Below are 26,447 nucleotides of genomic sequence, written 5' to 3' on the forward strand. Positions count from 1 at the left end.
TCGTTCAGGCGCGCGGCAGCCGGGGCAGCGGCACCGTCGCGGCCTCTGCCACGTCGAGGTCGAAATCCTCGGCGGGACGTGCCATTTCGACGCGGTACTGCCGCACGCCCAGGACCGTGCCGAGCACCAGCCCGACCACCAGGGTTCCGATGACCGCGGGCATGAGCCAGGACATGTTCTCCAGGAAGCTGCCCGCGTAGTAGCTGGCCAGCAGGATCACCGGCGCCCAGATGACCGCGCCGACGGACGACGCGATGGTGTATTTGCGGTGGTCCATCCCGGCCGCGCCCGCGACCAGCGGGCACAGCGTGCGCACCCACGGAATCCAGCGGGCCACCAGCACCGCCAGGAACCCGTGCTTGTGCAGCATGTCCGAAACCCGCTCGAGATTGCGGGTATTGATGTACTTCCCGTTCTTGCGCGCCACCAGATGGTGTCCGGCGCGCTGGCCGAAGACGTACCCCACCTGGTTGCCGGCGATGGCCGCGATCATGGTGCCGATCGACAGCGCCCAGACCTGCCCCTCGCCGACCTGCGAGGCCAGCACCACACCGGCGGTGATGAGCATGGAGTCACCGGGCAGGAACAGCCCGATGATGAGTGCGCACTCCAGGAAGACGAAGGTGAGAACCACGGTCCAGACGAGCACTGGTCCGGCTGTCTCGAGCGGGCCGAATCCGCCGGAGGCGGAAAGAAAAGCAGGGCCGCCGGAGGCGGAGAGAACGGCAGGGCCGCCCGATGCGAGGGTTAGCGGGGTGGTCGACACCGAAGGGCTCAGTGGGTCGGCTCGTTCGTCGAGGTGGCGTACTCGGCGTGTTCCGGGGCCTGGCCGCGGTGCAGCAGATTCTTCGCGACCGCGATGATGCCCGGGAGAATGGACACGAACACGATCAGCAGGAAGATCGCCTCGACGTTCTTACGAATGAATTCGACATTGCCCAGGAAGTAACCGAGCACGGTGACGCCGCCGCCCCACAGCACCGCGCCGATGATGTCGACGGTGGCGAACTTGCGGTAGTCCATCTTCGAGACACCGGCCAGCACCGGCATGAAGGTGCGCACGATGGGCACGAAGCGGGCCAGCACGATGGTCTTGGGTCCGTGCTTCTCGAAGAACGCGTGCGTCTCGGTGATGTAGTGCTGCTTGAAGAAGCGAGTGTCTTCCTTCTTGAACAGCGCCGGGCCGATGCTGCGGCCGATCCAGTAGCCGCTCTGGTCGCCGAGCCAGGCCACGAACGCGGTCGCGGGCACCAGCCACCAGATGTTCATGCCGGCCGGCGGGTGTGCCTGGGCCGCCAGCAGACCGCCGGTGAACAGCAGCGAGTCGCCGGGCAGGATCGGGAACAGCAGACCGGTCTCGATGAAGACGATGGCCAGGATCGCCGGGAGCACCGCGTGCTGCAGCCAAGTCTCCGTCAGGAGGTGCATTGGATCCAAGATCGCGGGGAGCGCGGCATTGGTCGTCACGGCATCGGATACGGCCAGCAAGGTCACGGCCACCACAGTACCGGTAGCCCGGACATCACACCGAACGTCGAAGCAACCTCACAAACTTGTGGGGTATGTGAGGCCATTGCCCCGGAGAAAAGGGGCTGTCCTATCGTGTGAGCTGACAGAATTTTGTAGTACGCACCACACACAACACGGAGGTCATTGTGCCCATCGCGACTCCGGAGATCTACGCCGAGATGATTGCTCGGGCCAAGCAGAACTCCTTCGCGTTCCCCGCCATCAACTGCACCTCGTCGGAGACCATCAACGCGGCCATCAAGGGCTTCGCGGACGCCGGCAGTGACGGCATCATCCAGTTCTCGACCGGCGGTGCGGAATTCGGTTCCGGTCTGGGCGTGAAGGACATGGTGACCGGTGCGGTCGCGCTGGCCGAGTTCGCGAACGTGGTTGCCGCGAAGTACGACGTGACCATCGCGCTGCACACCGACCACTGCCCGAAGGACAAGCTGGATACCTTCGTGCGCCCGCTGCTGGCCATCTCGGCCGAGCGCGTGAAGAACGGCCTGAACCCGCTGTTCCAGTCGCACATGTGGGACGGTTCCGCGATCCCGATCGACGAGAACCTGGAGATCGCCAAGGAACTGCTGAAGCAGGCGCACGCGGCGAACATCATCCTCGAGGTCGAGATCGGCGTCGTCGGCGGTGAAGAGGACGGCGTCGAGGCCGAGATCAACGAGAAGCTCTACACCTCGCCCGAGGACTTCGAGAAGACCATCGACGCGCTGGGCTCCGGGGAGAACGGCCAGTACCTGCTGGCCGCCACCTTCGGCAATGTGCACGGTGTGTACAAGCCGGGCAATGTGGTGCTCAAGCCCGAGGTGCTGGCCGAGGGCCAGCGGGTGGCCGCCGCCAAGCTGGGCCTGGGCGCGGACGCGCAGCCGTTCGACTTCGTCTTCCACGGCGGTTCGGGCTCGCTGAAGTCGGAGATCGAGGACTCGCTGCGCTTCGGCGTGGTGAAGATGAACGTCGACACCGACACCCAGTACGCCTTCACCCGCCCGGTCGCCGGCCACATGTTCGGCAACTACGACGGCGTCCTGAAGATCGACGGCGAGGTCGGCAACAAGAAGGTCTACGACCCGCGCAGCTACCTCAAGAAGGCCGAGACCTCGATGGCGGCCCGCGTCGTCGAGGCCTGCAACGACCTGAACTCTGCGGGACGTTCGATCAGCGCCAAGTAAGCTCAACGGTCGGGATTCCGCTGCAACGAGCGGAATCCCGGGCAATTTTCGAGCGGCGGGCGCGCCGCGGTCTCTATCGAGGCAGGTGGCATGACTGTCGATGTGCGGGTCCTGGGCCCCGTGCAGCTGTTGGTCGCCGGTCGGTCCGTGCCGGTCGGCGGCCCCAAGCCGCGTGCGCTGCTGGCGGCTCTGACCGTGAACCGGCGGCGCGCGGTGTCCTCACAGGCGCTGGCCGACATTGTCTGGAACGACGATCCACCGGACTCCTATCAAGCGAGTCTGCAGGTGTTCGTCTCGAATATTCGCAAGTCCCTGCGCACCGCCGGGATCGACCCGGTGGCGCTGCTGCGCACCGAATCCTCCGGCTACCGGCTGGAGATCGAGGACGACGAGTGCGATCTCGGGCGCTTCGAGACGCTGCGCCGCGAGGGTTCGGAGGCCGCCTCGATCGGCGACCCCACCGCCGCGTCCCGGCTCTTCGGCGAGGCGCTGGCGGAATGGAGCGGCCGCGCCCTGGACGATCTGTCCGGCCTCGGCTTCGCGGAGAGCTTCGCCACCGCCATGGACGAGGAGCGGCTGCTGGTCGCCTCCGCCCGCATCGACTCCGAAATCGCTTTGGGCCGAGCCTCTTCCGTGGTCGGCGAGCTGGTGTCGATGACCAGCGCGCATCCGCTGCGGGAGCCGCTGTGGGCGCAGCTCATCACCGCGCTCTATCTGTCCGGCCGTCAGGCCGACGCGCTCGACGCCTGCCGCCGGGTGCGCACCGTGCTGGCCGACGAGCTCGGCATCGATCCCGGTCCCGCGCTCATCGCGCTGGAGCAGAAGGTGCTGCGTCAGGAACCGTTGAGCACCGGGCAGATTCACGAGGTCGAGCGCATGGCCAAGGCCATGACCGAGACCGTCACCGAGATGCCGCGCGCCGTGCGTGCCGGGCAGCTGCGACTGTCCGACGGCCGGATGGTGCCGATCGGCCCGAACGGCATGAAGATCGGCCGCATGACGGACAACGATCTGGTGCTCGACGATCCGAAGGCCAGCCGATACCACGCGCAGATCACCCCGAGCCGGGCCGGGCTGCTCATCAAGGACCTGCACTCCGCCAACGGCATCTACATCAACGAGGAGTCCATCGAATCGGCCGCCGTGCTGGCCGACGGGGACGCCATCCGGATCGGCACCACCGTGCTCACCTTCCAGGCCTTGCGCTGAGCCGTCGCTGTATTACGCTGCTGCACTGTCCGTTTCGGTTCGCGGTGCGGCGGCGGTAGGCTCGCGGGTCTCGATTCGGTCGAGATCGGTCGAGTACCGGCGGTTCGCCCGGTTCCGGGGGTAGGGTCTCTGCCCGGATATATCCGAGAGCCCGTTTGTCGGAAGGTTGAGTGCATGGCCAAGCGGCTGGTGGCAGCTGCGGGGGCGGTGATCGTCGGGGCGGGCGTACTCGCCGGAATGGGCGGGCCGGTCGCGGTGGCGGATCCGGATCCGGGTGCGGCACCGGCCGTTCCGGGTATCGGGCCCTGCAGCACCGACGCCAAGCCCGGACACGAGTCGCTGGTCCCGAAGACCGTCGAGGTCCCCGTGCCCTATCCGGTGGTCACGGTCGACACCGGGCCGGTGCCGGAGAACACCAAGCGCGTGGCGATGGCGTTGCCGCCGGATCCGTGCGTGAACCCGTGCCCGGACCTCACCGACACTCCCGCTCCGCCACCGGGACTCGCCGAACAGCTCGGCCTCCCCAAGCTGATCGTGCGGCCGCAACCGTTCAATTTCGCTTTGCCCAACCCGAATCCGCCGGCGCTGCCGCCCGGTCCCGATCCGGCGCACCCGCCGGTCGAGGCCGCCGCCCAGGTGCCCGCCCGGCCGACGCCGCAGGTCTCCGACGTGCGCGAGGTATCCAAGCTGACCGGCGCCGACTCGGTGAACCGCACCGACAAGCGCTGGCAGGTCCAGGGCACCGACCTGGGCATCATGTGGCAGAGCGCGCCGGACGAGATCGCCATCGCCTTCGGCGACACCGTCGGCCGCGACTTCCACCCGCCGGGCGGCATGGGTGAGGACTGGCGCTCGAACCTGCTGGCCTTCAGCAAGAACCGGGACCTGGAGAACGGTGTGGTCTTCGACCGCATGGTCACCGACGACCGCTGCCACGCCGCCGAACTGCTGAGCAGCCGCAAGCTGGACAATATCGAGATCACCACCATCCCGACCTCGGGCTTCGCCATCGGGGACCGGCAGTACCTGAGCTACATGTCGATTCGCACCTGGAACAGCGTGCCCGGCACCTGGTACACCAACTACGGCGGCATCGCCTACTCCGACGACCACGGCGAGCACTGGACCAAGGATCCGTACGCCAAGTGGGAGAACATCTTCGGCCTCTCCAACTTCCAGGTGACGGCCATGGTGCCGCAGGGGGACTGGGTCTACATGTTCGGTATCCCCAACTCGCGGCTCGGCGGGGTGGGGCTGGCCCGGGTGCCGAAGGACCAGGTGCTCAACCCCACGGCCTACCAGTACTGGAACAGCGGCTCCTGGATACCCGAGACGAACGGATCGGTCACGGTCACACCGATTGTCGACGCGCCCGCCGGTGAGCTGTCGGTGCGCTACGACGAGAGCCGCAAGGTGTGGCAGATGAGCTACCTGGACACCGCCAAGGCGGCACTCGTTGTGCGGGAATCGGATACGCCGCAGGGCGCGTGGTCCGACAGCGCGGTCACGGTGAGCGCACTGCAATTCCCGGAGCTGTACGGCGGCTTCATCCATCCGTGGTCCACCGGCAACGACATGTACTTCACCCTGTCGACCTGGAGCGACTACAACGTCTACCTGATGCACGCCACGGTGAACTAGCACTCGAAGCGAGTGTGCCGCGTGGCAGGTGCGGCGCATCCGTTTCTTGTTCTTCGGTTGCCAACCGCAGCAACTGATTTCGTAATGGTCGGGGTAACTCCTGGGGTACGCCCGAATTAGATTCGGCACACGCCCGCCGGCACGCGTGCGCGGCGGGCGACGGCTCTTTGCCGGGCGCTGAAGTTCCGGGGAGGCGGGGAGCTCTCAGCTGTGCGCTGAAGTCTCGGGGAGGCGGGACAGCCGGATCTCGGCGATCGCGCGGCCGAAGAGCTTCTTGCCCTCGGAGGTCGCGCCCAGTACGACGGTGGCCGCGCCCCGGGCGGCGTCCACCGACTTCACCTTGCCGGTGAACTCGACGATGGTCGGGGCGGTCGGCTCGACCGGCACGAAGCCGGAGAAGCGGACGCTGAACTTGCCCAGTGCCGACGGATCGCCCAGCCAGTCCACCAGGTAGCCGGCGGTCAGGCCCATGGTGAGCATGCCGTGCGCCACCACGGTGGGCAGGCCGACCAGGGTGGCGGCGGTGTCGCTGAAGTGGATGGGGTTCGGGTCGCCGGAGACGCCCGCGTAGTTGACCAGGTCGCCGCGGGTGACCGGCACCTTGGCGGCGGGCAGCTCGGTGCCGGCGGTCAGGGTGCCGGCGGTGGGGATGGTGTGGACCGGCTGCGGCGGGGCGGGGGCGGCCAGCTCGGCGACCTCGTCGGGGGCCAGCAGAACCAGACCGGTCGGGTCGCCGTCGAATTCGCCGGGCTCGACCACATGGCCGTGCATGACCACGCCCGAGACCGTCTCGACCGTGGCCGGATCGATCTCGACGCCCTTGCGGGCCACGATGGTGGTGGTGGCGACCAGCACCGGCAGCGCGTCGGCATCGGTGAGGGTGACCTTGACGGTGACGAAGTCGTTGTCGCCGAAGCTGCGGATGTTCTCGACGACGACGTCCACCCCGAGGCGGTCCTCGGCCAGGATCGGGCGGTAGTACTCGAAGATCTGATCGGTCTGCAGGATCTGCGAGACGTCGTACTCGGTGAGCACCGATCCGATCAGCGAGCGGGTGGTGGCCGCACCGATCACCGACGCGAAGGTCGGGGAGGCGAGCAGGCCGCCGTAGCCGAGCGCCGCGGCGGCGGCCTCGGTGTGGTGACCGGGGTGATCGTTGCGCACCGAACGCGCGAACTCGCGGATCTTCTCGCGGCCGACGTCGTAGTGATCACGGACACGGAAGTGCCGTCCGACCAGCTCGGCCGCGGTGGCTTCAGTAGCCTCTGCCGTTTCCGGCATGGTGTTCAGCTCCCTGCAAATCGAAACCCGGTGGGCCCGCACCACTTCTGCCGGACACTGCCCGCACGAATCGGACAATGTCCTGGACGGTGTACAACCGCTGAAGTGCCGGAATGCCGAAATGGCTGGCCCAGACAATCCGGCACACTGTACCGACGTGCCGGACTGTTGACCAGGTCTTTGTGATGTTCATCGCGACCGGGGCCGCAAATGCGTCAGGAAATTTTCCGGGAGCCGATCAGTGCCCGTTCTGCGGGTCGCACACCTTCCACGAACCACCCTCGTTGCGCAGATCGAAGGTGCGTGCGGACGTCTTCGACGGGTCCGCCGCGGTGTACACGGTCGCCTGCGCCAGCGCGGCGTCGCCGGTGATCTGAATGGCGTCGACGCTCTTCACCTGGGGAATGCTCTTCTGGTCCTGCGAGGTCTTGTACACGCTCGCGAACTGGTCGGCCGAGATCTTCTGGTAGAAGTCGTGCTGCGCACCGCAGGTCACGGCCCGCAACGCGTCCAGATTCCCGGACTTCAGCGCGTCGGTGTACGTGGTGATCGTCTTCTGCACCAAGGCTTCCGGCGAGTTGTTGCTCTGGTGCTTCACCACACCGAACACCACGCCGGCAATGGCGATCACCGCGATCACGGCCGCCGCCACGATGATCCACAGCTTCTTCGACACACCGCCCACGGCCGGCGTGGTCCCGGCGGCTGCCTCGGCGGCGGCCGGAACCCGCTGCGGCTGCGCCAGAATGCGCGGTCCATCCCCTTGAACATCCTGCGGCCCAGCCGGTCCCGGGCCACCCGGCACCGGACCCCGCTGCATACCCTGCGGTGCATTCGGTCCCTGGGGTGCATTCGGTCCCTGGGGGGCGTGGGGTCCCTGCGGTGCATTGGAGCCCGGCGCGCCCGGTCCCTGCGGGCCGCGCGGACCCTGCGGCGGCGCACCCGCCCCGACCCGCTGCGGCGGGGCGATACGCGGACCGCCGATGGGCTGGCCCGGCATGGTCGGCTGCATATCCGCCGGTGACGGCGCGGTCGCGGGCCGGCGCGGCCCCATCGGCGGCCGCGGCGGCGACGGCCGGGTCTCCTCGACCGGCGCGTCCGGCGCCGGCGCGTTCCCCTTCGGACCCACATTCCGCGGCCCCGCGTTCACCCGCGGCGTCTGCGGCGGCTTGCTGACCGCCCGCCCCTGCGGCCCCGACACCCGGATCTTCTCGGTCGCCTGGTCCCCGGACACGATCGGCAATGCCGTGGTGGCGTCCTCCGCTGGGCTCGGAACCTTCTTGATCACAACGGTTTTCGCGTCCCCGCCGGTGGCGTCGCCGGAATCGCCGGCCGGCTTCGCCGCGGAATCGCCCGCCCCGCCGGCCTGCTCGGCCGCCGCGTCACCGTCCTTCGCCTTACCGGCATCCTTCGCCTTACCGCCGTTCGCGGCGGCCTTGCCATCCTCCGGCTGCGAATCCGCCTGCGGCATCCCCTCGGTGGGAACATCCTGCGGCGCGGGCTTCCCCTGCGCCGCATCGCTCGCGGCTCCACCCGGCTTCCCGGCAGCCGCGGGCGCGGAACCGGCCTTCGCGGCCCCGCCGCTCGCCGCCTGCCCGGGTTGCTGAATCCGAATCAACTGGGTGGTCGCATCCGCCGCAGCGGCCTCGCCCGCGGCAGGCTTCTCCCCGCTCGGCCGCTGAATCGGAATGAACTGCGTAGGGGCATCGTCCGTCGCCGCCTGCCGGCCCGGGCCGGACTGCTCCGCGCCGGGTCCGGATTGTCCAGCGCCAGTGGACTTCTCGGCGGCCGCGTTCGATGGCGTCGATGCGTTCGCGTCCGGGCGGTGTGTCTGTCCCGCTGCGGGTCCGGCGGCCTTCGGGGTGCCCGGTCGCGGTGCGGCGCCCGCGGCGGGAGCCTGCTGGGCGGGGGCGGATTGCCGGGCGGCGGCGGGTTGGGTGCCGGGCGGGTTCTGCTTGCCGGCCGCGCCGGGGGCTGCGGGCCGGGCGCTCGAGGTGTTCTGGGGTACGAATTCGCCCGAGCCCTGGCGCGCGGCGGCCGGGGGTTGGCCGCCCGGGGTGCGCTGTGGTGCGGGGGGCTGGATGCGCCCGGCGGACTTGGGGGTTTCGTAGTGAATGGTGGCGAAACCGGCCGAGCCGGACTTCGCGGGCGGGTTGGCCGGCTTGCCTTGGCCGGGGGCCGGGTTCGAGCCGGCCGCCGCGGGTTCGGCTGTGCCGGTGCGGATCTCCTCGGTGCGGGAGTCGGCGGTGGGAATCACTTCCGTGGCGGCGGTCGGGGGAGCGTCGTCGGCGACGGCATCGCTCGGTGCGCCGGGGCCCTTCGCGGGGTTGCTCGGGGCGGGGCCGCTGGGCCGGGACGTGGACTGGTCGGTCGGAGTCTTGGGGGCGGCGGTGTCCTCGGCGCCGGATGCCGAGTTGGCAGGACCCTGCGGCTGCTGGTCGTCTTTCGGGTCGGACACGCGCTACACCCCTTGCTTCGGCGGAACTGTGATTCGACGGTCAGCCTACTGAGCATTCCGGACGGCGGTGCAGAATGATCGGCATGACCTCCTTCGGCGATCTACTCGGACCGCAGCCGGTCCTCCTCCCGGAAAACATCGACGCGGAGGACGCGCTGCTCCAGAAACAGGACCCGGTGCAGGTTGCCGCGGCGCATCCGACCGCCTCCATCGCCTGGGCCTACCTGGCCGAGGCCGCGCTGGAGCGGGGCGCAGCCGCTGACGGCGAGATCAACCACGACATCATCTCCGCCTACGCCTTCGCGCGCACCGGCTACCACCGCGGCCTGGACCTGTTGCGCCGCAACGGCTGGAAGGGCTTCGGCCCGGTGCCGTGGAGCCACGAGCCCAATCGGGGCTTCCTGCGCAGCGTCGGCGCGCTGGCGCAGGCCGCCCGCGCCATCGGCGAGACCGACGAGTACGCGCGCTGCCTGGACCTGCTCGAGGACTGCGACCCGCGCGCGGCCGCCGAGCTCGGCCTCGACTGAATTGAGCAGCGGCCTGGGCGAAACCTTCGACGCTGCCCGGGAGAGCAGCGTCACCCGCATGCGCAGCGCCGCGGGGCGCGTCCGGTCCTCGCTGCTGCCGATCGTGCAGTGCGCGATCGGCGCGGGCGTGGCCTGGTTCATCGCCCACAATGTGATCGGGCACGAGCGCCCGTTCTTCGCGCCCATGGCCGCCATGATCTCCATCGGCCTGTCGTTCGGTGCGCGGCTGCGCCGGTCGGTCGAGCTGATCGTCGGCGTGGCCGTCGGCATCGGTATCGGCGACCTGTTCGTCTCCCGGGTGGGCACCGGCGGCTGGCAGATCGTGCTGCTGGTGGTGATCGCCATGGGCGCCGCCGTCTTCCTCGACGGCGGCCCGGTCATCACCATGCAGGCGGCCAGTTCCGCGGTACTGGTGGCCACGCTCTATCCGCCCGGTCAGGGTGGTGCGTCGCTGCGCATGATCGACGCGCTGGTGGGTGGTCTGGTCGGCATCGTGGTGGTGGCGGCGATCCCGCTGCATCCGGTGCGCCGTGCCCGGGAGCAGGCCGCCGGGATTCTCGAGGTGATGGGCAAGGCCCTCACCGAGTGCGCGGACGGCCTGCTCGAGCAGGATGCCGGCAAGATCAAGACGGCGCTCGAGACCGTGCGCGGCACCCAGGGTGCGATCGATGCCATGCGCAACACCCTCGAGGGCAGCCGGGAGATCATTCGAATCTCTCCGCTGTACTGGAACTCTCGCTCCCGTCTGCAGCGCCTGCGGCAGGCCGCCGACCCGCTCGACAACGCGGTCCGCAATACCCGCGTGCTGCTGCGCCGCGCGCTCACCTCGGTGCGCGACGACGAGGTACTGAATCCGGGCCTCGTCGCGGAGGTCGAGAAGCTCGGTCAGGCCGTGGATGTGGTGCGCCGCATGATGCTGGCCGATCCGGACGAGAAGCCCGATCCCGCCGAGGCGACCCGTGTGCTGCGTTCGGTCGGCAAGGGTGCGACCAAGGATCTGGTGACCGGGGCGGGCCTGTCCGCCCACGTGGTCTTCGCCCAATTGCGTTCCATCGTCGTGGATCTCATGCAGGTGTGCGGGATACGAAGGCTCTCCGCCATGGCGCTGCTGCCGCCGACCGTCCCGCATCCCTATGTCACGCCGATCGACTGATCCACGTCCGCCCGGATCACGGGTAGGTCCGAGACCGGAAATGCGGGTATGTCCGATTCGCCTGCGGGGGCCTGCTCTTGATCTTCGGGTAGTCCGCTACTCGCGTCGAACCGCTTGCGTCCCTCTACCGTTCGTATCAGGCCGGATTTACGAGGGGTAGTCCGGTTCCGGACTCGCAGCGACGGGTGGCAACGGTTTCTCCGGACCGATGTCGTTGCGATGGGCCGCCCGATACCGGGTCGTCCGGGCGGCCCACCCGGGTCAGAGCCAGAAGCGCGTCAGTGCGCTGCCCGCCGACCACCAGCTGCCCGGCAGCCCGGACAGTTCGAACAGCGCGTTGATCGCGTCGAAGAAGAGCCGGTTGAGTTCGGGCGTGAACAGCAGCGCGAACAGGATCAGGATGCCGAACGGCTTGATCTGATCCAGCGACCGTCGCGTCTGATAGCTCAGCGACGGCTCCAGAATCCCGTACCCGTCGGTGCCGGGAATCGGGATGAGGTTCAGCACGGTCGCCGTAATCTGCAGGAACGCAAGGTAACTGAGCCCGAACCAGAATGCCGCGTGCGAATGGGTGCTGCCGTAGAACCGCACGATCACCAGCAGCACGATCGCGCACAGCGCGTTCACCGCGGGCCCGGCGCCGCTCAGGATCCGCTGTACCCGCGGGCTGAAGTTGTGCGAGTGCACGTACACCGCACCACCGGGCAGCGCGAACCCGCCGAGCGCGATGAACACCACCGGCAGCGCGATCGACAGCAGCGGATGGCTGTACTTGAGCGGATTGAGGGTCAGATACCCGCGCATCTCCACCTCGCGGTCCCCGGCCCGCCACGCCACATATGCGTGCGCGAATTCGTGCAGGCAGATGGACACGATCCAGCCCGCCACCACCAGGATGAAAACGCCGAATTGGGCCTGGCGCGAACCGTAGTCGGCGTCCCAGGCGAGCGCTCCGCCCGCCACCGTGATCACCACGACCAGTAGGAACACCGGACTGGGCCGGACCGCTCCGGATGCTCGGCCCACCGCGCGCGGGTAATTCACCTGTTACTCCCAACTGGTCGGCTCTGCTGTACGCCGCTACCCATTCTGGGGGTGAATCAGCGAACCAGCAGCCAAGGTTCGTGGTGCCGATAGAACGTGGAGCGCTTCACCACCCGATCGGTGGTGATCCCGTCGCGGGTGACAATGGCGCCGCTGGTGCCCAGCTGCATGGCGCGTCCCTCGACCCAGCGCTTCTTGCGCAGGCCGCGCTGCACGGTGGCGTGCAGGCCGGGCATCTCCAGCATGGGCGAAACATGCAGTGCCGCGACCTTTCCCGTGAACAGCCGGGTGTCGTCGACGTAGGCCTCGCCCTCGAGCTTCGCGCCCGCCTCGCCGACCAGGGTGGCGCGGCCGATCAGCACCTTGCCGGTGTCGTCGCGAATCAGCGGGGTCGCGATGGCCTTGCCCTCCAGCGCGCGCTTGGCGGCGGCGGAGCCGGTACCGGTCTCGTAGGCGCGGGAGCCATAGGTGCGATCGATGGGCACATAACCGATTTCGACGCCGAGGCGTTCGGTGCGCATCAGATGGGTGAGGACCGCGGCCAATCCGGCATCCTCACCGAGCACGATGAGCCGGGGCAGGCTGTCGGCGGCCATGACCGGCAGCAACTCGTCCAGAGCGCCGGTATCGGGAATGGCGGAGGTCTGGGTGAGGGACAGGGATGCCAGCGCGATGGGAACGGGCGCGCCGTCGCAGCGGAGAACATGGGTACTCAACTGCCGAACACCCTCCTCTGGCTTGCCAACACCTATCCGCCTCGCTGCATATCCGATGGACCCCCGCCGGTCCTCTCCCCGTGCCACCATAGCCCTGTCTCATTTGCCACGCTGTCCTCGCTGCGCATCCGTTACGGTGCCGGATTTGCCCTCCGCTTCGCTCCGGGCGGGTTCGCGGCCAAAGCGCAGGTCTATGAGCCGGAAGCTCGATTCTTCCCGCCTCCGCTTCGCTCCCGTATCCGCTCCGGGCACGGGGAGGCGGAGCGCAGTCCAGAATCGAGCCGGGCCGCGAACTGCGGGGATGCCGCCTCGCGGGAGTCATGGGGCATTCCCGTAAAGTGTGCCTACGGCCACCGCCTTCTGACGGCGGGTAGCTGCAGCACCAGAGGGGCTGCGCGTCGAACCCGTAGGAGACACTCACATGCCGGCAATCGTGCTGATCGGCGCCCAGTGGGGCGACGAGGGCAAGGGCAAGGCAACCGATCTGCTCGGTGATCGGGTCCAGTGGGTAGTTCGATACCAGGGCGGCAACAACGCGGGTCACACCGTGGTGCTGCCCAATGGTGAGAGCTTCGCGCTGCATCTGATCCCGTCCGGCATCCTCACCCCCGATGTGACCAACGTCATCGGCAATGGCGTGGTGGTGGATCCGGGTGTGCTGCTGGCCGAACTCGCCGGTCTGGAAGAGCGCGGTGTGGACACCTCCCGCCTGCTGCTCTCGGCCGACGCGCACCTGATCATGCCGTACCACGTGGCCATCGATAAGGTCACCGAACGCTTCCTGGGCAACAAGAAGATCGGCACCACCGGCCGCGGCATCGGTCCCTGCTACCAGGACAAGGTCGCCCGCGTCGGCGTCCGCGTGGCCGACGTGCTGGACGAGAAGATCCTCACCCAGAAGGTCGAGGCCGCACTGGAATTCAAGAACCAGGTGCTGGTGAAGATCTACAACCGCCGCGCACTGGACCCGCAGCAGGTGGTGGACGAGGTGCTGGAGAAGGCCGAGGGCTTCAAGCACCGCATCGCCGACAGCCGGCTGCTGCTCAACCAGGCGCTGGAGCGCGATGAGATTGTGCTGCTGGAGGGTTCGCAGGGCACCCTGCTGGACGTCGACCACGGCACCTACCCGTACGTCACCTCCTCCAACCCGACCGCGGGTGGCGCGGCGGTGGGCGCGGGCGTCGGCCCGAACAAGATCACCACGGTGCTCGGCATCCTGAAGGCGTACACCACCCGCGTCGGCTCCGGCCCGTTCCCGACCGAACTCTTCGACGAGTCCGGCACCTACCTGGCCAAGACCGGCGGCGAGGTCGGCGTCACCACCGGCCGCGCCCGCCGCACCGGCTGGTTCGACGCCGTGATCGCCCGCTACGCCACCCGCGTCAACGGCATCACCGACTACTTCCTCACCAAGCTGGACGTGCTCTCCAGCCTGGACACCGTCCCGATCTGCGTCGCCTACGAGATCGACGGCGAGCGGGTCGAGCAGATGCCCACCACCCAGACCGAATTCCACCACGCCAAGCCGATTTACGAGGAAATGCCCGGCTGGTGGGAGGACATCTCGGGTGCCCGCACCTTCGAGGAGCTTCCCGCCAACGCCCGGGCCTACGTCGAGCGCCTGGAAGAACTGTCGGGCGCGCGGGTTTCGTGCATCGGCGTCGGCCCCGGCCGCGACCAGACCATCGTCCGCCACGACGTTGCCGCCTCCCCGCGACTTTAGCGGGCGGCTGAGTGCCGTTGCCGGTTCTGCATCCGTGCCTGCGGATAGGTGCCGAACCAATTTGGTCGTACCCGGTGAGTTACCCGCATCATGCGAAATCAGTTGTCGCTGAGCGAAAAACACGCGCCCGCCGCTTTCGCGGCGGGCGCGAGCCGTTTCAGGGCATAGTGCGGGTCTCAGGGCTGTGTTGCACTGCCTTGCTGGGGGACGTCAGTAGGTGATGAGCGGGGCCAGGGGGTCGGCGGCGTGCGGGTTGAGGGCGGCGGCGGCCGCCGCGATGGACTTCACGGCGACTCGCAGCTCGGATTCCTCATGGGTGAAGGGGAGGCGGATGAAGCGTTCGAAGGCGCCCTGGACGCCGAAACGTGGTCCGGCGGCGAGTAGGACGCCGTGGTTGGGGGCGGTGGCGGCCAGGGCCGTGGAGACCGGGGCGGGGAGTTGGGCCCACACGGACATGCCGCCGACGCCCTCGGTGACACGCCAGTCGGGGAGTTCCTCGGCGAGGGTCTCGAGCAGGACCGCGCGGCGGGAGCGGAGCTGGTCGCGGCGGGTGGTGAGGATTTCGTCGGCATTGCGGAGCAGGTGGACGGTGGCCAGCTGGTCCATGACGGGGGTGCCGAGGTCGACGGTGGAGCGGGTGCCCAGGAGTTTGGTGATCAGGGCCTGGTTGGCGCGGACCCAGCCGACGCGCAGGCCGCCCCAGAAGGACTTGGAGGCCGAACCGATGGTGACGATCTCCGAATTGCGGGCGAAAGTGGCGGCGGGGGGCGGGGATTCGAGGTCGGTGAGGTTCAGATCCACCATGGATTCGTCGACGATCACCGTCATACGGGTCTCCCGGGCGATGGTGGCCAGCTCCGCCCGGCCCTCGGCGTCGAGCAGGTGACCGGTCGGATTGTTGAAGTCCGGAATCAGGTAGGCGACGCTGGCCGCGGTCTGCCGTGCGGCACTGCGGATTCCGTCCAGATCCCAGCCGTCCGGGCGCATGGGCACCGGCACCGGGCGCGCACCCACATCGCGAATCGCCTCGATGGCGTTCGGATAGGTGGGGTGCTCGATGAGCACGCGTTCGGCCGGTGTGGTGAGCACATTGAGCAGCAGCCGCAGACCGTGCTGCGCGCCCAGGGTGATGAGGATCTGGTCCGGCTCGGTGGGCAGCCCGCGCTCGGTGTAGCGGCGGGCCAGCGCCTCGCGCAGCATGAGCACACCCACCGGGTCCATGCCGTGCGTGCCGAGATAGGTCGGAAGCCCTTGCAGGGCAAAGGAGTACGCCTCGGTCATCTGCGGCGGGGCGGCCATGGCGGCGTAGGTCATGTCGATGGTCGGCAGTTCCGGCTGCGCCATCATGGCCAGGATGCTGCGCGCGGGCTTCGCGCCGTCGTGCACCACGGTCGGCGGCAGCGCCACGGTGCTGCGCGAGCCCTGGCGGCTGATCAGGTAACCGTGCTCGCGCAGCAGGGAATACGCGGAGGTGACGGTGGTGCGGCTGACCGCGAGGGCGGTGGCCAGATCGCGCTCGCTGGGCAGCGCGACGCCGAGCGGCGCGCGGCCGTCGTGAATGAGCAGGCGGATGCTCTCCGCCAGTGCCACGTAGGCGGGCCGCGCCGAACGCTTGCCATTGTCGGCGGGGGCGCCCGGTTCGTCGTTCCGCCACCGGCCCAGGTCGCGCGTCAAGCTGGCCGCGCCGATCACTCGTGTCGCCATACAGGCCAGTATCGGGGTACTGGATATTTTCTTCAAGTCCGGAGCGGAGCCACTATGGGCTCATGGTCGCTCTGCTGGTCTCCATTCTGATCGTCGCCGCTTTCGCCGGTCTCGCGTACCGGTATGCGCCCAAGCCCGGTGAGCGCTGGGGCGAGCTGCTGGAGCGGTATCGCCCGCATGCTCCCATGTCGGACTGGTCGGTCGCCGAATATGAAGCGTCCCGGCAGTATTCGGACCTCGCGGCCATCGCCTCACTCCGCCCGGATGCCTGTCCGCCGGCTCCCGCGCGGCGATTCCGTCGCAGCGCTCCAGTCGTGGCTGCCCTGTCCACCATCCCGTGCCGGGAAGAATCAGTCCAGTTCTAGCAAACTGGACTTGAATCGGATTCTTGTCGGTGGCACCGTGCAGACTGGCCTCATGTCCGCCCCGGCCCGACCCCTGGCGTCGGCGGCGCTCTTCGATACCGCGATCGGCGTGTGCGCCATCGCCTGGAGCGCCACCGGCGTCCTGCGCTTCGCCCTTCCCGACCGCGACCCCGCGGCCACCCGCAACCACATCCTGCGCCGCCACCGCCTGGCCGACATCCACGAGGCCGAGCCCACCGCCGAGCTGGCCACGGTCATCGACCGCATCCGCGCCCACCTCACCGGCGACCTGGACGACCTCCGCTGGATCCCCCTGGACACCACCGCTTTCAACGACTTCGACCGCGCCGTCTACGAGATGACCCGCGCCATCGACCCGGGGCACACCCTCAACTACGGCGCGGTCGCGAACCGCATCGGCGCACCCGGCGGCGCCCAGGCCGTCGGACAATCCCTGGGCCGCAACCCGATCCCCCTGATCATCCCCTGCCACCGGGTACTGGCCGCCGATCACGCCCTGCACGGCTTCTCCGCCCCCGGCGGCCTCACCACCAAACAGCGCCTCCTGGAAATCGAGCGCACGCCGGGCTTCGGCGAACCCACCCTCTTCTGACCACTGCCAGATGGAAGGCACCCGCACCGAAAGCCTGGCGCGGATGCCCCCCGTATCGCCGGAAGGCGCGCGTCAGAGCGCGCTGCCCAGGAAGCCACCCAGCGCCGCGCCTCCCGCTCCGACCCCAGCTCCCCCGGCGAGTGCGGCCGGGATGCCCGCGGCCGCGGCTCCGGCGGCAGCGCCGATGCCCGCGCCGATCAGCGCCCCACCGGCCGTGCCGCCCGGGACGTCGATGGGCGCTGTCCACGGCGCCACGACGACACCGGCCGAACCGAGCCCGAATCCGACCGCAGCGCCGACGCCCGCGCCGATCGTGCCGCCTACTGCCGCACCGAGCAGCGCCGCCGGAACGCCCGCACCGACGGCGCCGATGCCCCCGCCGATCGCCGCGCCGCCGAGAGTGCCCGCGGCGATCTTGTCGGAGCGGCTCGGGTTGACGCCGATGGAGTTGAGGCCGGTGGCCAGGCCCGCTTCGGTGTCGGCGGCTGCGCCGTTCACGGTGTCGAGGATGGTGTCGGGCAGCTGGTCCGGGGCGGGGGTGGTGAAGTCGCCGATGCGGACGGTGCGCGGGGGCGGGGCGATCGGGAGGACCGGGTCCACCACCGCCGGGGCGTGCAGGGTTCGGAAGTCGACCGCCGGCGCCGCTTCGTGATTCGGGATCGGGCGGAAGTTCGCGGGGATCGGGTAGTCGGCCTGCGACGGCGACTGTGGTTGCGGCAGTGGGCGAATCGGCACGGTGACGCCGGGCTGCGCGAGGCTCGGACGCGGGCCGGGGCGATCCTGGTCATGGGCCGGGAGGGCCACGCCCGGCTGGGCGGCGCCGGGGCGCGGGGCGGACTGGACGGAGCTCGAGGTGCCGGCGGTGCCCGCGGCGTCCCGGGCCGCCGCACCGGGCTGCGGATTCGCTTCCGGGGCGCCGGTATCGGCCGGGGCGCGGGTGCCACTCGGCTGCACGGCGGCCAGGGTCGAGCTGCCCTGCGCCGGCTGGGCCGAGTGGTCACTCGTATTCGCGCAGGCCACTGTCAACGCCAGCGGAACGACGCCCACGACGATCGCCCGCCGAGCCGCGGTGCCCTTCACTTCACGATCCCGACGGAGCATGCCGAAACACCTGCCTTCCGAACATATTTCGTTGCACCGGCCCCGAGACCGGCCATGACTACCGGTTATTCGCGGGGACCTCCGGCTCGGCTTGCCCGTGCACCGGCCCGTTCCGTATCGACGCAGATCAGCGCCTCGGATTGGGGGTGCGAAGTTGCACGCCGCCGGAGGAAATCGAGTGGGGGAGCGGCTAGTAGGCCGCACCGGTGCGGGCGGTGGCCGCGCAGGCGAGGGCCAGGGCCGGCCGCAGTAGGACGCCGACGGTAGTGTGGAGGGCGTGGCGGAGCACGCCGGAATTCATTTCTCGATCCGGATCAGTTCAGTCTTGCCGATTTGCCCGAGGCCGTCCCTCCGCGCATCAATTCGGCCAGCGCCTCCCGATCGGTCACATCGAGTTTGATGCACGCCCGGTACAGGTGCCCCTCCACCGTCCGCACCGAGACGGTCAGCCGGTCCGCGATCTGCCGGTTGGACAGGCCCGCCGCCACCAGATTCGCGATCTCCCGTTCGCGCGCGGTCAGCGGCAGCGGTTGCGCGGACTGCCGCAGCGCCGGGGTCGACGCGCCGCCGCAGGCGGCCGCCAGCCGATTGGCGGTTGCCGCGGATTCCAGCAGTCGGCGGCGGTCACCCGCCCGCTCGTGCGCGGAGGCGGCCTGGGCGGCCGCGTCCGCTGCGGAGAGCAGCGCCCCGATTGCCTCGAATTCCGCTGCGGCGGTGTCCAATCCGGGTCCGTCGTGGGCCGCGACCGCCGCCGCGTGCCGCGCCTGCACCTGCACCAGCCGCCCGTCGATGCGGGCCGCGAGATCCGCCAACCGCCCGGCGACCGACTGATCGCCGAAACGGGCGGCGGCATGCAGCGCCATCGCCTCGATGGCGTGCTGGTGGGTGCGTGCGGCCAGATCCGCCGCCCCCAGCGCGAGCCGTACGGCCGGCGTCGCGGTCCCCTCGGCGGCCGCCTGCATGGCCCGCACGAGTTCGAGCAGCGGTTCATAGACGGCACTGTGACGCCCGCCTCGCAAGGTCGCCGCCGCAATGGCTTCCGCCGCTTCGGCGGGCCGTCCGAGCGCCGAGTACGCCTCCGCCAGCCGCAGTTGGGCGGGGAACATCCAGGACGCCGCGCCCTCGGTGGTGAGCGCCGCGAGCGCCTGCTCGAGATTGTCGATGCCCTGCGGGAACTGGCCCTGCGCCACGTCCACGGTGCCCTGCAGGATCTTGGCCATGCCCCAGGCCAGATATTGCCCGGGGGAGGAGAACGGGTAGGGCGTATTGGCGCATCGGCGCGCGGCTTCCAGCTCGCCGGTGAAGGTGAGGGCCAGCACTTCCGCGTGCGCGGAAATGAATCGGTTCAACCCGTCGATGTGGGACTCCACGGCGTGCGAGCGGGCCGCATACTGCCGGGCCGCTTCACCGCGTCCCATGAGCGCGAGGGCTAATCCGCCACCGAAGGCAGCCCAGAACACCGCCCACGGTGGCGCGTCCGGAGCGGAGATGACCGGCTCGGCGAGGGCGAACGCGTCGTCGATCCGGTTCTCGTTGACCGCGCACGCTGAGGCCAGACCATCCAGTGCCGCAACAATTTTCGGATGTGTGATCCGGTTGCGCACCGATTCCAGCACGGTATCGGCGCGATCCGCGTCGCCCATGGACCAGAGCAGGTTCGACACCCGGGTGCTGCCCCAGCGCGCCAGCTGCACCTCGTTCATCTCGTCCGGATCGAATCCGGCCAGGGTGCGCTCGGCCTCTATGCGATGCCCTTGCCACAACAGCGCGCGGGCCAGCAGGTCGGCGGCCTCCACTCCGCCCTGGCGTTCCACCGCCGCGCGGGCGAACCGTTCGCCCAAGGGCAGATTCGCCAGCGCGATGGCATCCGCGGCCGCCGCCTGGAACAGCTCGAGGTCCGCGGATTTATCGCTGTCCAAGGCCAATTCGGCCAATCGGATGCGCTCGGACGCGGAGTTGATCGGCCGGTCCCGGAGCGAGGAGTACAGCCGCCCGCGCAGCCGCCGCGCCGACGCGATACCCAGCCGCCGCCGGATCACCTCACCGAACAGCGGATGGTTGTAGCGCACCAGCAGCTGATGGCTGTTCTCGACAATCCTGATGAGACCACGTGATTCGGCGGATTCCACCGCTTCCTCGCCCGCGAGTTCGGAGAGCACGTCCAGGTCGATGGGCTCGCAGAAGGTGAGCAGTTCCAGCACCCGCAGCACCGACTCGGGCAGCTGCTCGACCCGATCCTCCAGCAGCGCAGCCAATTCCGAGGTCACGGCCGCGCGCCCGCGCAGTTGCCAGACCCCGCTGACCTGCCGCAGCGTCCCGGCCTCCAGCGCGCCCTCGACCAGGTGCCGCAGGAAAAGCGCGTTTCCGCCGGATGATTCCCACATCAGGTTGGCGGTGAAGCCCTCCAGCTGCCCGCCCAGCATGGATTCCACCAGTTCCACGCTCTGCCGCTGGGTGAACGGCTTCAGGTCGATGCGCAGCAGATGCCCGTCCTTCCACAGCGAGGTCACCGCGTCGGGCACCTGCACCCCGCTGCGTACGGTGCACACGATGTGGGCGGCCTTGTCGAGGGCCAGCTGCAGCAGCAGGGTGGCCGAGAGCTGGTCGAGCAGATGGGCGTCGTCGACGCCGATGATGGTGTGCCCGTCGGCGAGCAGCGCCTCGCGCGCGGCCGCCATGAAGGTCACCGGATCGTGGGCGGTGTACACCCCCACCATGTGCGCGAAGACCCCGAGCGGAATGCTGCGGGCGGATTCGGTGCCCGCGACCCAGCGGATATTGCCGCCGACGGCGGCGGTGGCCTGCCGTGCCAGCGTGGTCTTGCCGACCCCCGCGTCACCGGTGAGCACCGCCCCGACGAACTCGTCGCCGGTGAGTGCCGACCTGATCGACTCGAGTTCTTTCACCCGCTCGACCATCGGCCAATTCCGAGCCATGGCTCAACTGTAGATGGCCCGACCCGCCCCGGCAGCGGGAACGAAACCCCCGGAACCTGCGGTTTTATTCGTTGACCAGCCGTAATCCGGGCGTGCGGGCCTGGCGGCGGTCGACCAGCCAGACCATGACGGTCTGGTCGGCGGCCGGATCCAGGGTCTCGACCTCCACCTCGACCGCACCCCGGGCCGGGTGCTGAATCTTCAGCACGAGGGATCGGAAGTCGGTGAGCCGGTGCTCGCGCCAGCGTCGCTCGAACTCCGGGTAGCTGTTCAGGGCGGTGACGACGGCCTCGACCGAGGGGTCGTCGGGGAACCGGGTGGCGGCGGCGCGCAGGGACGAGGCGGCCATATCGGCGGCGTCGGACCAGTTCAGGAAGGTCTGCTGGGCGGCCGGATGGGCGAAGACGTAGATGGCGAAGTTGCCGTGCGCCTCCGCGTCGAACATGCCGAGGGGTTCGGCGAAGGCGCGGAAGGAGGGGTTTCCGGCGAGCAGGTTCAGCCAGCGCCCGAGCACCAGCGCGGGCGTCGGCTGCAGGGCGTCGATAACCGCCTGAATGGTCTCGGAGACCTGTTCCCGGGCCTGCCCGGAGGCGGGGCAGGAAGCCTTCTGTTCCAGCCCGAGGGCCAGCTTGCCGAAGTGGTGTTTCTCGATCTCGTTGAGCCGCAACGCCTCCGCGAGGGCGGCCAGCACGGCGGTGGAGGGGTTGGTGTCGCGTCCCTGCTCGAGGCGGGCCAGGTAGTCTGCGCTGACACCGGCGAGCGCGGCCACCTCCTCGCGGCGCAGGCCGGGTGTGCGCCGTCGCCGGCCGGCGGGCAGTCCGACGTCCTCGGGCTGCAGTTGTGCGCGGCGGGCGATCAGGAACTCGGCGAATTCGGAACGGGACACCCTTTCCATACTGCCTGGTCCTGGTTCCGTTATCCGCGCCCTGGCAGTCCCCGGATAACCACGGTGTGGATAAGCGGACCGGAGTCCACTTAGACTGGTTGACATGACGACTTCCGAGCAGACCACCCTCGCCCCCGGCTCCTGGACCCTGGACGCCGCTCACTCCTCGGTCAACTTCACCGTGAAGCACCTGGGCATCTCCAAGGTCCGCGGCCGCTTCAACCGCTTCGAGACCGGCTTCGTGGTCAACGAGGCCGGCGAGGCCGCCATCGAGGCCACCATCTACTTCGATTCCTTCGACACCGGCAACGAGATGCGCGACGGCCACGTCCGCAGCGCCGACATCCTCGATGTCGCCAACCGCCCGCACCTGACCTTCCGCGTCCCCGAGCCCGTCGCTCTGAGCGCGGAGTTCGAGGTCACCGGTGAGGCCACCATCGGCGGCATCACCAAGCCCGTCACCCTCGAGGTCGAGTGGGGCGGCGTGCAGGTCTTCCCGCAGGACAACAAGGAGCACGCCGGCTTCACCGCCGCCGGCACCATCAAGCGCAGCGAGTTCGACGTCGCCCCGGGCATGCCCAACGCCATGCTGAGCGACAAGATCGCCATCGAGCTCGACATCCAGCTCGTCGCCCCGTAAGTCCGGGAGCTACCCGCCGCATCGGAAAAGTCAACGCCCCCGGTGGAATTCCACAGGGGGCGTTCGGCCGTGCGCGGAAGGTCAGTCCGCCCAGACCGTTTCGATCGGGGTGCCCTCGTTCGGCGGCGGGGTCGGGATGCCCGCCGGCGTGCGCGAGAAGCGCGGGGCCGGGGCGTGCTGCACGACGCCGTCGATATCGATCAGGCCGGTGCGGGCCTGGATGTGCGGATTCTGTTCGGCCTCGGTGAAAGTCAGGACCGGGGTGGTGCAGGCGTCGGTGTGTTCGAAGATCGCCCACCACTCGTCGCGGGTCTTGGTCTTGAACTTCTCGGTGAACAGCTTGCGCAGCTGGTCCTGGCCGTTGGGGTCGAGCTGGTTGGGCAGGCCCTCGGGCGAGATCTCCAGGCCCTGCAGCAGTTCCGCGTAGAACTGGGGCTCGATGCAGCCCACGGCCATGTACTTGCCGTCGGAGGTCTCGTAGGTGTCGTAGAAGGCCATGCCGGTGTCGAGCAGGTTGGTGCCGCGTTCGTCGGACCACAGGCCGACGCCCTTCATGCCCCAGATCATGTGTGAGAGCGCGAGTGCGCCATCGATCATGGCGGCGTCGATGACCTGGCCCTTGCCGGAGTTCTGGCGTTCCACCAGCGCGGCCAGAATGCCGAAGACCAGGAACATGGAACCGCCGCCGAAGTCGCCGACCATGTTCAGCGGCGGCACGGGGCGTTCGCCCTTGCGGCCGATGGCGTTCAGCACACCGGTGAGCGAGATGTAGTTGATGTCGTGTCCGGCGCGGTCGGCCATCGGGCCGTACTGGCCCCAGCCGGTCATGCGGCCGTAGACCAGGCGCGGATTGCGTTCCAGCGCCGCGTCGGGGCCCAGTCCCATGCGCTCGGTGACGCCGGGCCGGAAGCCCTCGAGCAGCACGTCGGCCTTCTCGATGAGCCCGAGCACCTGCTCGATGTCGGCGGGATCCTTCAGGTTCGCCTCGACGATGGTGCGGCCGCGCCACTGCGGACGCTCCATGAAGCCGGGCAGCATGCCGGGCCGCTGCACCCGCACCACGTCGGCGCCGAGGTCGGCGAGCAGCAGTGCCGCGTGCGGACCGGGGCCGATGCCGGCCAGTTCAACAACCCGGATGCCCGCGAGCGGGCCCTGCTTGGCGGTGGATGGAGTGCTCACGCCCTACCTCGGTTCGTCGTCGAATCCTGCGCACCGGCTCACACACCGGTGTTGACGGTATGACAATAACGCGAAGTCTCCGCGGCCCTCACAGGGTGGCCCGTTGCGTCAGCGATCGATGATCGGCAGCGGCAGGGTGGGCGGGGGCGGGGGTCCGGGAAGCTCCGAGCGCGGCAGCCGCAGGGTGGGCGCTTCGCCCGCGGCCCGGCGCATGGTCGGGTTCGGGTCCTCGAACAGGCGTTCCTTGGCGGGCAGCCCGTAGAACGCGCGGGCATTGTCCTCGAGCACCCGGTGCAGATCGGTGCCCACGGCGTCGGCGAGCAGCGAGATGTCGGCGTCGCGGAACGGCCGTCCGGCCCGGGTGCCGGGCAGGTCGGTGCCGAACATCAGGGCCTCGGGGTTGACGGTGTGGATCTTGCGCAGCGCCGAGCCCACATTCATCGCCACCCGCCCGAAGCCGGAGGCCTTCACCTTGGCCCCGCGGTCGACCAGGTTGAGCAGGTAGGGCAGGCAGTCGTCGGACATGCCCAGATGGTCGATCGACAGCTTGGGCAGCTTGGTGATGACCGGTTCCAGCGAGCCCAGCATGGACCCGTCGATGTAGAGCTCCACATGCCAGCCGGCCAGTTCGTAGGCCCGCAGCGCCAGCATGGTGAGCCCGACGATGTCGCCGCCCGCGCGCTTGAGATTGAACCGGATGGCCCGCACTCCGGCCCGGTTCAGCTCGAGGATCTCGTCGTCGGTGGCGTCCACGTGCAGATTGGTGACACCGACCCAGCCCTCGCCGAGTTCGGCGAGGGCGGCCAGCAGATAGCTCTGATCGGTGCCCTGGAACGACCCGCTGACCAGGGCGCCACCGTCGATATCGAAGCGGGACATGCGCTTGCGATAAGCGGCGATGGTGTACGGGTCGGGCAGGTAGCCCTCGTTCTCGACCAGCGGGAACCGCGGATCGAAGATGTGGAGATGGGCATCGAACACGTGATCAGCATGCCTCAGAACGGTGACATGTGTGGACAACCTTGTCCGGCAGCCGGATTGGCGCTGGTCAGGAAACCTTGCCGGGTTCGGAGGCGGCGAGCATCTCGTCGCGCTCGACGACCTTGACCCGCTCGCGGCCCTGCGGCTCGCCCAGGGCGCGCTCGTGCGCGTCGAGGCGGTACCAGCCGGCCCAGGTGGTGAACGGGATGCCCCTGTGCTCGAGGAATTCGGTGACCGCCTCCAGCTCCGGCCGCGCGGCCGGGGTGAAGTTCGCGGCGTCGTCGAGCAGGCAGGCGATGGTCTCGTTGGCGTCACCCTTGGTGTGGCCGATGAGGCCGACCGGGCCGCGCTTGATCCAGCCGGTCACGTAGGTAGCGGGCATGTAGCGAGCCGCGCCGTCGGCGTCCTCGTCGACGAGCACGCGCCCGGCCTCGTTGGGCACGGTGCCGGCCTGGTCGTCGAAGGGCAGCAGCGGGATGTTCTGCGACAGGTAGCCGACCGCGCGGTACACGGCCTGGATGTCCCAGTCCTTGAATTCGCCGGTGCCCTTGCAGTTTCCGGTGCCGTCGAGCTGGGTGCGCTCGGTGCGCAGGCCCACGACCTTGCCGTCGGCGCCGAGGATCTCCGACGGGTTCTCGAAGAAGTGCAGGAACAGCTTGTGCGGGCGGTCGCCGACATCGCGGATGGCCCACTGCTCCAACGTATTGCAGATCATGTCGACCTGCTTGGAGTGGCGGCGCGCGGCCTCGGAACCCTCGTCGTAGTCGATGTCCTCGGGGTCGACGATGACCTCGATGGTCGGGGAGTGGTCGAGTTCGCGCAGTTCGAGCGGGGTGAACTTGGCCTGGGCGGGCCCGCGGCGGCCGAAGACGTGGACCTCGAGGGCCTTGTTGTCCTGCAGGCCCTCGTAGACGTTCGGCGGGATCTCGGTGGGCAGCAGTTCGTCGCCGGTCTTGGCGAGCACGCGGGCCACGTCGAGGGCGACGTTGCCGACGCCGAGGACGGCGACCTTCTCCGCGTCCAGCGGCCAGGTGCGCGGCACGTCCGGGTGGCCGTCGTACCAGGACACGAAGTCGGCGGCGCCGTAGGAGCCGTCGAGGTCGATGCCCGGCACCTCGAGGGCGCGGTCGGCGTTGGCGCCGGTGGAGAAGATGACGGCGTCGTAGAACTGACGCAGGTCCTCGAGGGTGATGTCGACGCCGTAGTCGATATTGCCCAGCAGGCGGACCTGCGGCTTGTCGAGGACCTTGTGCAGGGCGGTGATGATGCCCTTGATGCGCGGGTGGTCGGGCGCGACGCCGTAGCGGATGAGGCCGAAGGGCGCGGGCATGCGCTCGTAGAGGTCGATGCTCACCTCGGCATCGGACTTCATCAAGGCATCGGCGGCGTAAATACCGGCCGGGCCTGCGCCCACGATCGCAATGCGTAGCGGGCGGGTCGCTGCACTCTGTTCGGTCATTCTTCCGCGCACCCTTTGGGTCGAAACTAACTTGTCGTCAAAACTCAGCCGTCGTTCTTAGCTTAGGCTAAGTTGACGCCCTGGCTTCGGTGACCGCCGTTGGCCCCCGACGCTGCAGCGTTGCTGCGTAGTCTTGCT

At 69.1% G+C, this 26,447-nt stretch carries 22 protein-coding genes; 9 read left to right on the forward strand and 13 right to left on the reverse strand.

Annotated elements, in window-relative coordinates:
• Positions 1-4: 4 nt before the first annotated feature.
• The gene (locus ACWEKS_RS20650; protein WP_402773579.1) at positions 5-649 is read right to left on the reverse strand and encodes a DedA family protein; all 645 of its coding nucleotides are present in this window, start codon (positions 647-649) and stop codon (positions 5-7) included.
• A gap of 125 nt (positions 650-774) precedes the next feature.
• A complete protein-coding gene (locus ACWEKS_RS20655) occupies positions 775-1,428 on the reverse strand; it encodes a DedA family protein (RefSeq protein WP_452341682.1) in 654 nt (217 codons plus the stop codon).
• A 227-nt stretch (positions 1,429-1,655) separates the two neighbouring features.
• Between ACWEKS_RS20655 and fbaA the strand changes: the two genes are divergently transcribed.
• From fbaA to ACWEKS_RS20670, 3 genes are all read left to right on the forward strand, one after another.
• Positions 1,656-2,693, forward strand: a complete 1,038-nt coding sequence (gene fbaA, locus ACWEKS_RS20660) for a class II fructose-bisphosphate aldolase (protein WP_354843373.1) — start codon at positions 1,656-1,658, stop codon at positions 2,691-2,693.
• A 90-nt stretch (positions 2,694-2,783) separates the two neighbouring features.
• Positions 2,784-3,902: a BTAD domain-containing putative transcriptional regulator gene (locus ACWEKS_RS20665; RefSeq protein WP_452341579.1), complete on the forward strand. Its 1,119-nt coding sequence runs from the start codon at positions 2,784-2,786 to the stop codon at positions 3,900-3,902.
• A gap of 174 nt (positions 3,903-4,076) precedes the next feature.
• Positions 4,077-5,543 (forward strand): DUF4185 domain-containing protein, encoded by a 1,467-nt coding sequence (locus ACWEKS_RS20670; protein ID WP_452341580.1) that lies wholly within the window; start codon positions 4,077-4,079, stop codon positions 5,541-5,543.
• Positions 5,544-5,747: 204 nt separating this feature from the next.
• On the opposite strand, the gene ACWEKS_RS20675 is transcribed toward ACWEKS_RS20670, so the two are convergent.
• Positions 5,748-6,824, reverse strand: a complete 1,077-nt coding sequence (locus ACWEKS_RS20675; RefSeq protein WP_452341581.1) for a fused (3R)-hydroxyacyl-ACP dehydratase subunits HadA/HadB — start codon at positions 6,822-6,824, stop codon at positions 5,748-5,750.
• Between the two features lie 238 nt (positions 6,825-7,062).
• Positions 7,063-9,282 carry an Rv0361 family membrane protein gene (locus ACWEKS_RS20680; protein WP_452341582.1) on the reverse strand — a complete coding sequence of 740 codons (2,220 nt, stop codon included), beginning with the start codon at positions 9,280-9,282 and terminating at the stop codon, positions 7,063-7,065.
• An 83-nt stretch (positions 9,283-9,365) separates the two neighbouring features.
• On the opposite strand from ACWEKS_RS20680, the gene ACWEKS_RS20685 reads away from it, so the two are divergent.
• Positions 9,366-9,809, forward strand: coding sequence for a DUF3151 domain-containing protein (locus tag ACWEKS_RS20685; RefSeq protein WP_452341583.1), 444 nt, complete (start codon positions 9,366-9,368; stop codon positions 9,807-9,809).
• Positions 9,810-9,867: 58 nt separating this feature from the next.
• Positions 9,868-10,962 (forward strand): FUSC family protein, encoded by a 1,095-nt coding sequence (locus ACWEKS_RS20690; RefSeq protein WP_452341683.1) that lies wholly within the window; start codon positions 9,868-9,870, stop codon positions 10,960-10,962.
• Positions 10,963-11,223: 261 nt separating this feature from the next.
• Here the strand turns inward: ACWEKS_RS20690 and ACWEKS_RS20695 are convergent, their stop codons facing one another.
• Positions 11,224-12,006, reverse strand: coding sequence for a site-2 protease family protein (locus ACWEKS_RS20695; RefSeq protein ID WP_379443250.1), 783 nt, complete (start codon positions 12,004-12,006; stop codon positions 11,224-11,226).
• Positions 12,007-12,062: 56 nt separating this feature from the next.
• Positions 12,063-12,722 carry a hypothetical protein gene (locus tag ACWEKS_RS20700; protein ID WP_379401254.1) on the reverse strand — a complete coding sequence of 220 codons (660 nt, stop codon included), beginning with the start codon at positions 12,720-12,722 and terminating at the stop codon, positions 12,063-12,065.
• A gap of 421 nt (positions 12,723-13,143) precedes the next feature.
• On the opposite strand from ACWEKS_RS20700, the gene ACWEKS_RS20705 reads away from it, so the two are divergent.
• Positions 13,144-14,445 carry an adenylosuccinate synthase gene (locus ACWEKS_RS20705; protein ID WP_364619895.1) on the forward strand — a complete coding sequence of 434 codons (1,302 nt, stop codon included), beginning with the start codon at positions 13,144-13,146 and terminating at the stop codon, positions 14,443-14,445.
• 210 nt (positions 14,446-14,655) lie between these two features.
• On the opposite strand, the gene yczR is transcribed toward ACWEKS_RS20705, so the two are convergent.
• A complete protein-coding gene (gene yczR, locus ACWEKS_RS20710; RefSeq protein WP_452341584.1) occupies positions 14,656-16,149 on the reverse strand; it encodes a MocR-like transcription factor YczR in 1,494 nt (497 codons plus the stop codon).
• A 62-nt stretch (positions 16,150-16,211) separates the two neighbouring features.
• Here yczR and ACWEKS_RS20715 point away from each other — a divergent pair, with 62 nt between their 5' ends.
• Both ACWEKS_RS20715 and ACWEKS_RS20720 read left to right on the forward strand, forming a co-directional pair.
• On the forward strand, positions 16,212-16,514 hold the full coding sequence (locus ACWEKS_RS20715) for a hypothetical protein (protein WP_452341585.1): 303 nt from the start codon (positions 16,212-16,214) through the stop codon (positions 16,512-16,514).
• Between the two features lie 52 nt (positions 16,515-16,566).
• Complete coding sequence (locus tag ACWEKS_RS20720; protein ID WP_452341586.1) at positions 16,567-17,127, forward strand: methylated-DNA--[protein]-cysteine S-methyltransferase; 561 nt, start codon at positions 16,567-16,569, stop codon at positions 17,125-17,127.
• 72 nt (positions 17,128-17,199) lie between these two features.
• On the opposite strand, the gene ACWEKS_RS20725 is transcribed toward ACWEKS_RS20720, so the two are convergent.
• The 3 genes from ACWEKS_RS20725 to ACWEKS_RS20735 all read right to left on the reverse strand — a co-directional run bounded on the left by ACWEKS_RS20725 (position 17,200) and on the right by ACWEKS_RS20735 (position 22,050).
• Complete coding sequence (locus ACWEKS_RS20725; RefSeq protein WP_452341587.1) at positions 17,200-18,228, reverse strand: hypothetical protein; 1,029 nt, start codon at positions 18,226-18,228, stop codon at positions 17,200-17,202.
• Positions 18,229-18,542: 314 nt separating this feature from the next.
• Positions 18,543-21,164 (reverse strand): LuxR C-terminal-related transcriptional regulator, encoded by a 2,622-nt coding sequence (locus ACWEKS_RS20730; protein WP_452341588.1) that lies wholly within the window; start codon positions 21,162-21,164, stop codon positions 18,543-18,545.
• A 64-nt stretch (positions 21,165-21,228) separates the two neighbouring features.
• Complete coding sequence (locus ACWEKS_RS20735; protein ID WP_452341589.1) at positions 21,229-22,050, reverse strand: MmyB family transcriptional regulator; 822 nt, start codon at positions 22,048-22,050, stop codon at positions 21,229-21,231.
• A 103-nt stretch (positions 22,051-22,153) separates the two neighbouring features.
• On the opposite strand from ACWEKS_RS20735, the gene ACWEKS_RS20740 reads away from it, so the two are divergent.
• Positions 22,154-22,690, forward strand: a complete 537-nt coding sequence (locus tag ACWEKS_RS20740) for a YceI family protein (RefSeq protein ID WP_452341590.1) — start codon at positions 22,154-22,156, stop codon at positions 22,688-22,690.
• An 81-nt stretch (positions 22,691-22,771) separates the two neighbouring features.
• Here the strand turns inward: ACWEKS_RS20740 and ACWEKS_RS20745 are convergent, their stop codons facing one another.
• The 3 genes from ACWEKS_RS20745 to ACWEKS_RS20755 all read right to left on the reverse strand — a co-directional run bounded on the left by ACWEKS_RS20745 (position 22,772) and on the right by ACWEKS_RS20755 (position 26,309).
• Positions 22,772-23,869, reverse strand: a complete 1,098-nt coding sequence (locus ACWEKS_RS20745) for a CaiB/BaiF CoA transferase family protein (protein WP_452341591.1) — start codon at positions 23,867-23,869, stop codon at positions 22,772-22,774.
• A gap of 108 nt (positions 23,870-23,977) precedes the next feature.
• Positions 23,978-24,850 (reverse strand): amidohydrolase family protein, encoded by an 873-nt coding sequence (locus ACWEKS_RS20750; RefSeq protein WP_452341592.1) that lies wholly within the window; start codon positions 24,848-24,850, stop codon positions 23,978-23,980.
• A gap of 67 nt (positions 24,851-24,917) precedes the next feature.
• Entirely contained in the window at positions 24,918-26,309 is a 1,392-nt protein-coding gene (locus tag ACWEKS_RS20755; protein ID WP_452341593.1) for an FAD-dependent oxidoreductase, read from the reverse strand.
• Positions 26,310-26,447 lie beyond the last annotated feature (138 nt).

The organism is Nocardia sp. NPDC004711, from assembly GCF_053601595.1.

What these genes read in the sequence shown, in the direction of transcription:
- ACWEKS_RS20690 (WP_452341683.1), top strand. Translation starts at nt 9,868, where the DNA reads ATGCGCAGCGCCGCGGGGCGCGTCCGGTCCTCGCTGCTGCCGATCGTG.
- yczR (WP_452341584.1), bottom strand. Translation starts at nt 16,149, where the DNA reads ATGGCGACACGAGTGATCGGCGCGGCCAGCTTGACGCGCGACCTGGGC.
- ACWEKS_RS20725 (WP_452341587.1), bottom strand. Translation starts at nt 18,228, where the DNA reads ATGCTCCGTCGGGATCGTGAAGTGAAGGGCACCGCGGCTCGGCGGGCG.
- ACWEKS_RS20675 (WP_452341581.1), bottom strand. Translation starts at nt 6,824, where the DNA reads ATGCCGGAAACGGCAGAGGCTACTGAAGCCACCGCGGCCGAGCTGGTC.
- ACWEKS_RS20730 (WP_452341588.1), bottom strand. Translation starts at nt 21,164, where the DNA reads ATGGCTCGGAATTGGCCGATGGTCGAGCGGGTGAAAGAACTCGAGTCG.
- ACWEKS_RS20705 (WP_364619895.1), top strand. Translation starts at nt 13,144, where the DNA reads ATGCCGGCAATCGTGCTGATCGGCGCCCAGTGGGGCGACGAGGGCAAG.
- ACWEKS_RS20665 (WP_452341579.1), top strand. Translation starts at nt 2,784, where the DNA reads ATGACTGTCGATGTGCGGGTCCTGGGCCCCGTGCAGCTGTTGGTCGCC.
- ACWEKS_RS20655 (WP_452341682.1), bottom strand. Translation starts at nt 1,428, where the DNA reads ATGCACCTCCTGACGGAGACTTGGCTGCAGCACGCGGTGCTCCCGGCG.
- ACWEKS_RS20685 (WP_452341583.1), top strand. Translation starts at nt 9,366, where the DNA reads ATGACCTCCTTCGGCGATCTACTCGGACCGCAGCCGGTCCTCCTCCCG.
- ACWEKS_RS20670 (WP_452341580.1), top strand. Translation starts at nt 4,077, where the DNA reads ATGGCCAAGCGGCTGGTGGCAGCTGCGGGGGCGGTGATCGTCGGGGCG.
- ACWEKS_RS20720 (WP_452341586.1), top strand. Translation starts at nt 16,567, where the DNA reads ATGTCCGCCCCGGCCCGACCCCTGGCGTCGGCGGCGCTCTTCGATACC.
- ACWEKS_RS20755 (WP_452341593.1), bottom strand. Translation starts at nt 26,309, where the DNA reads ATGACCGAACAGAGTGCAGCGACCCGCCCGCTACGCATTGCGATCGTG.
- ACWEKS_RS20740 (WP_452341590.1), top strand. Translation starts at nt 22,154, where the DNA reads ATGACGACTTCCGAGCAGACCACCCTCGCCCCCGGCTCCTGGACCCTG.
- ACWEKS_RS20715 (WP_452341585.1), top strand. Translation starts at nt 16,212, where the DNA reads ATGGTCGCTCTGCTGGTCTCCATTCTGATCGTCGCCGCTTTCGCCGGT.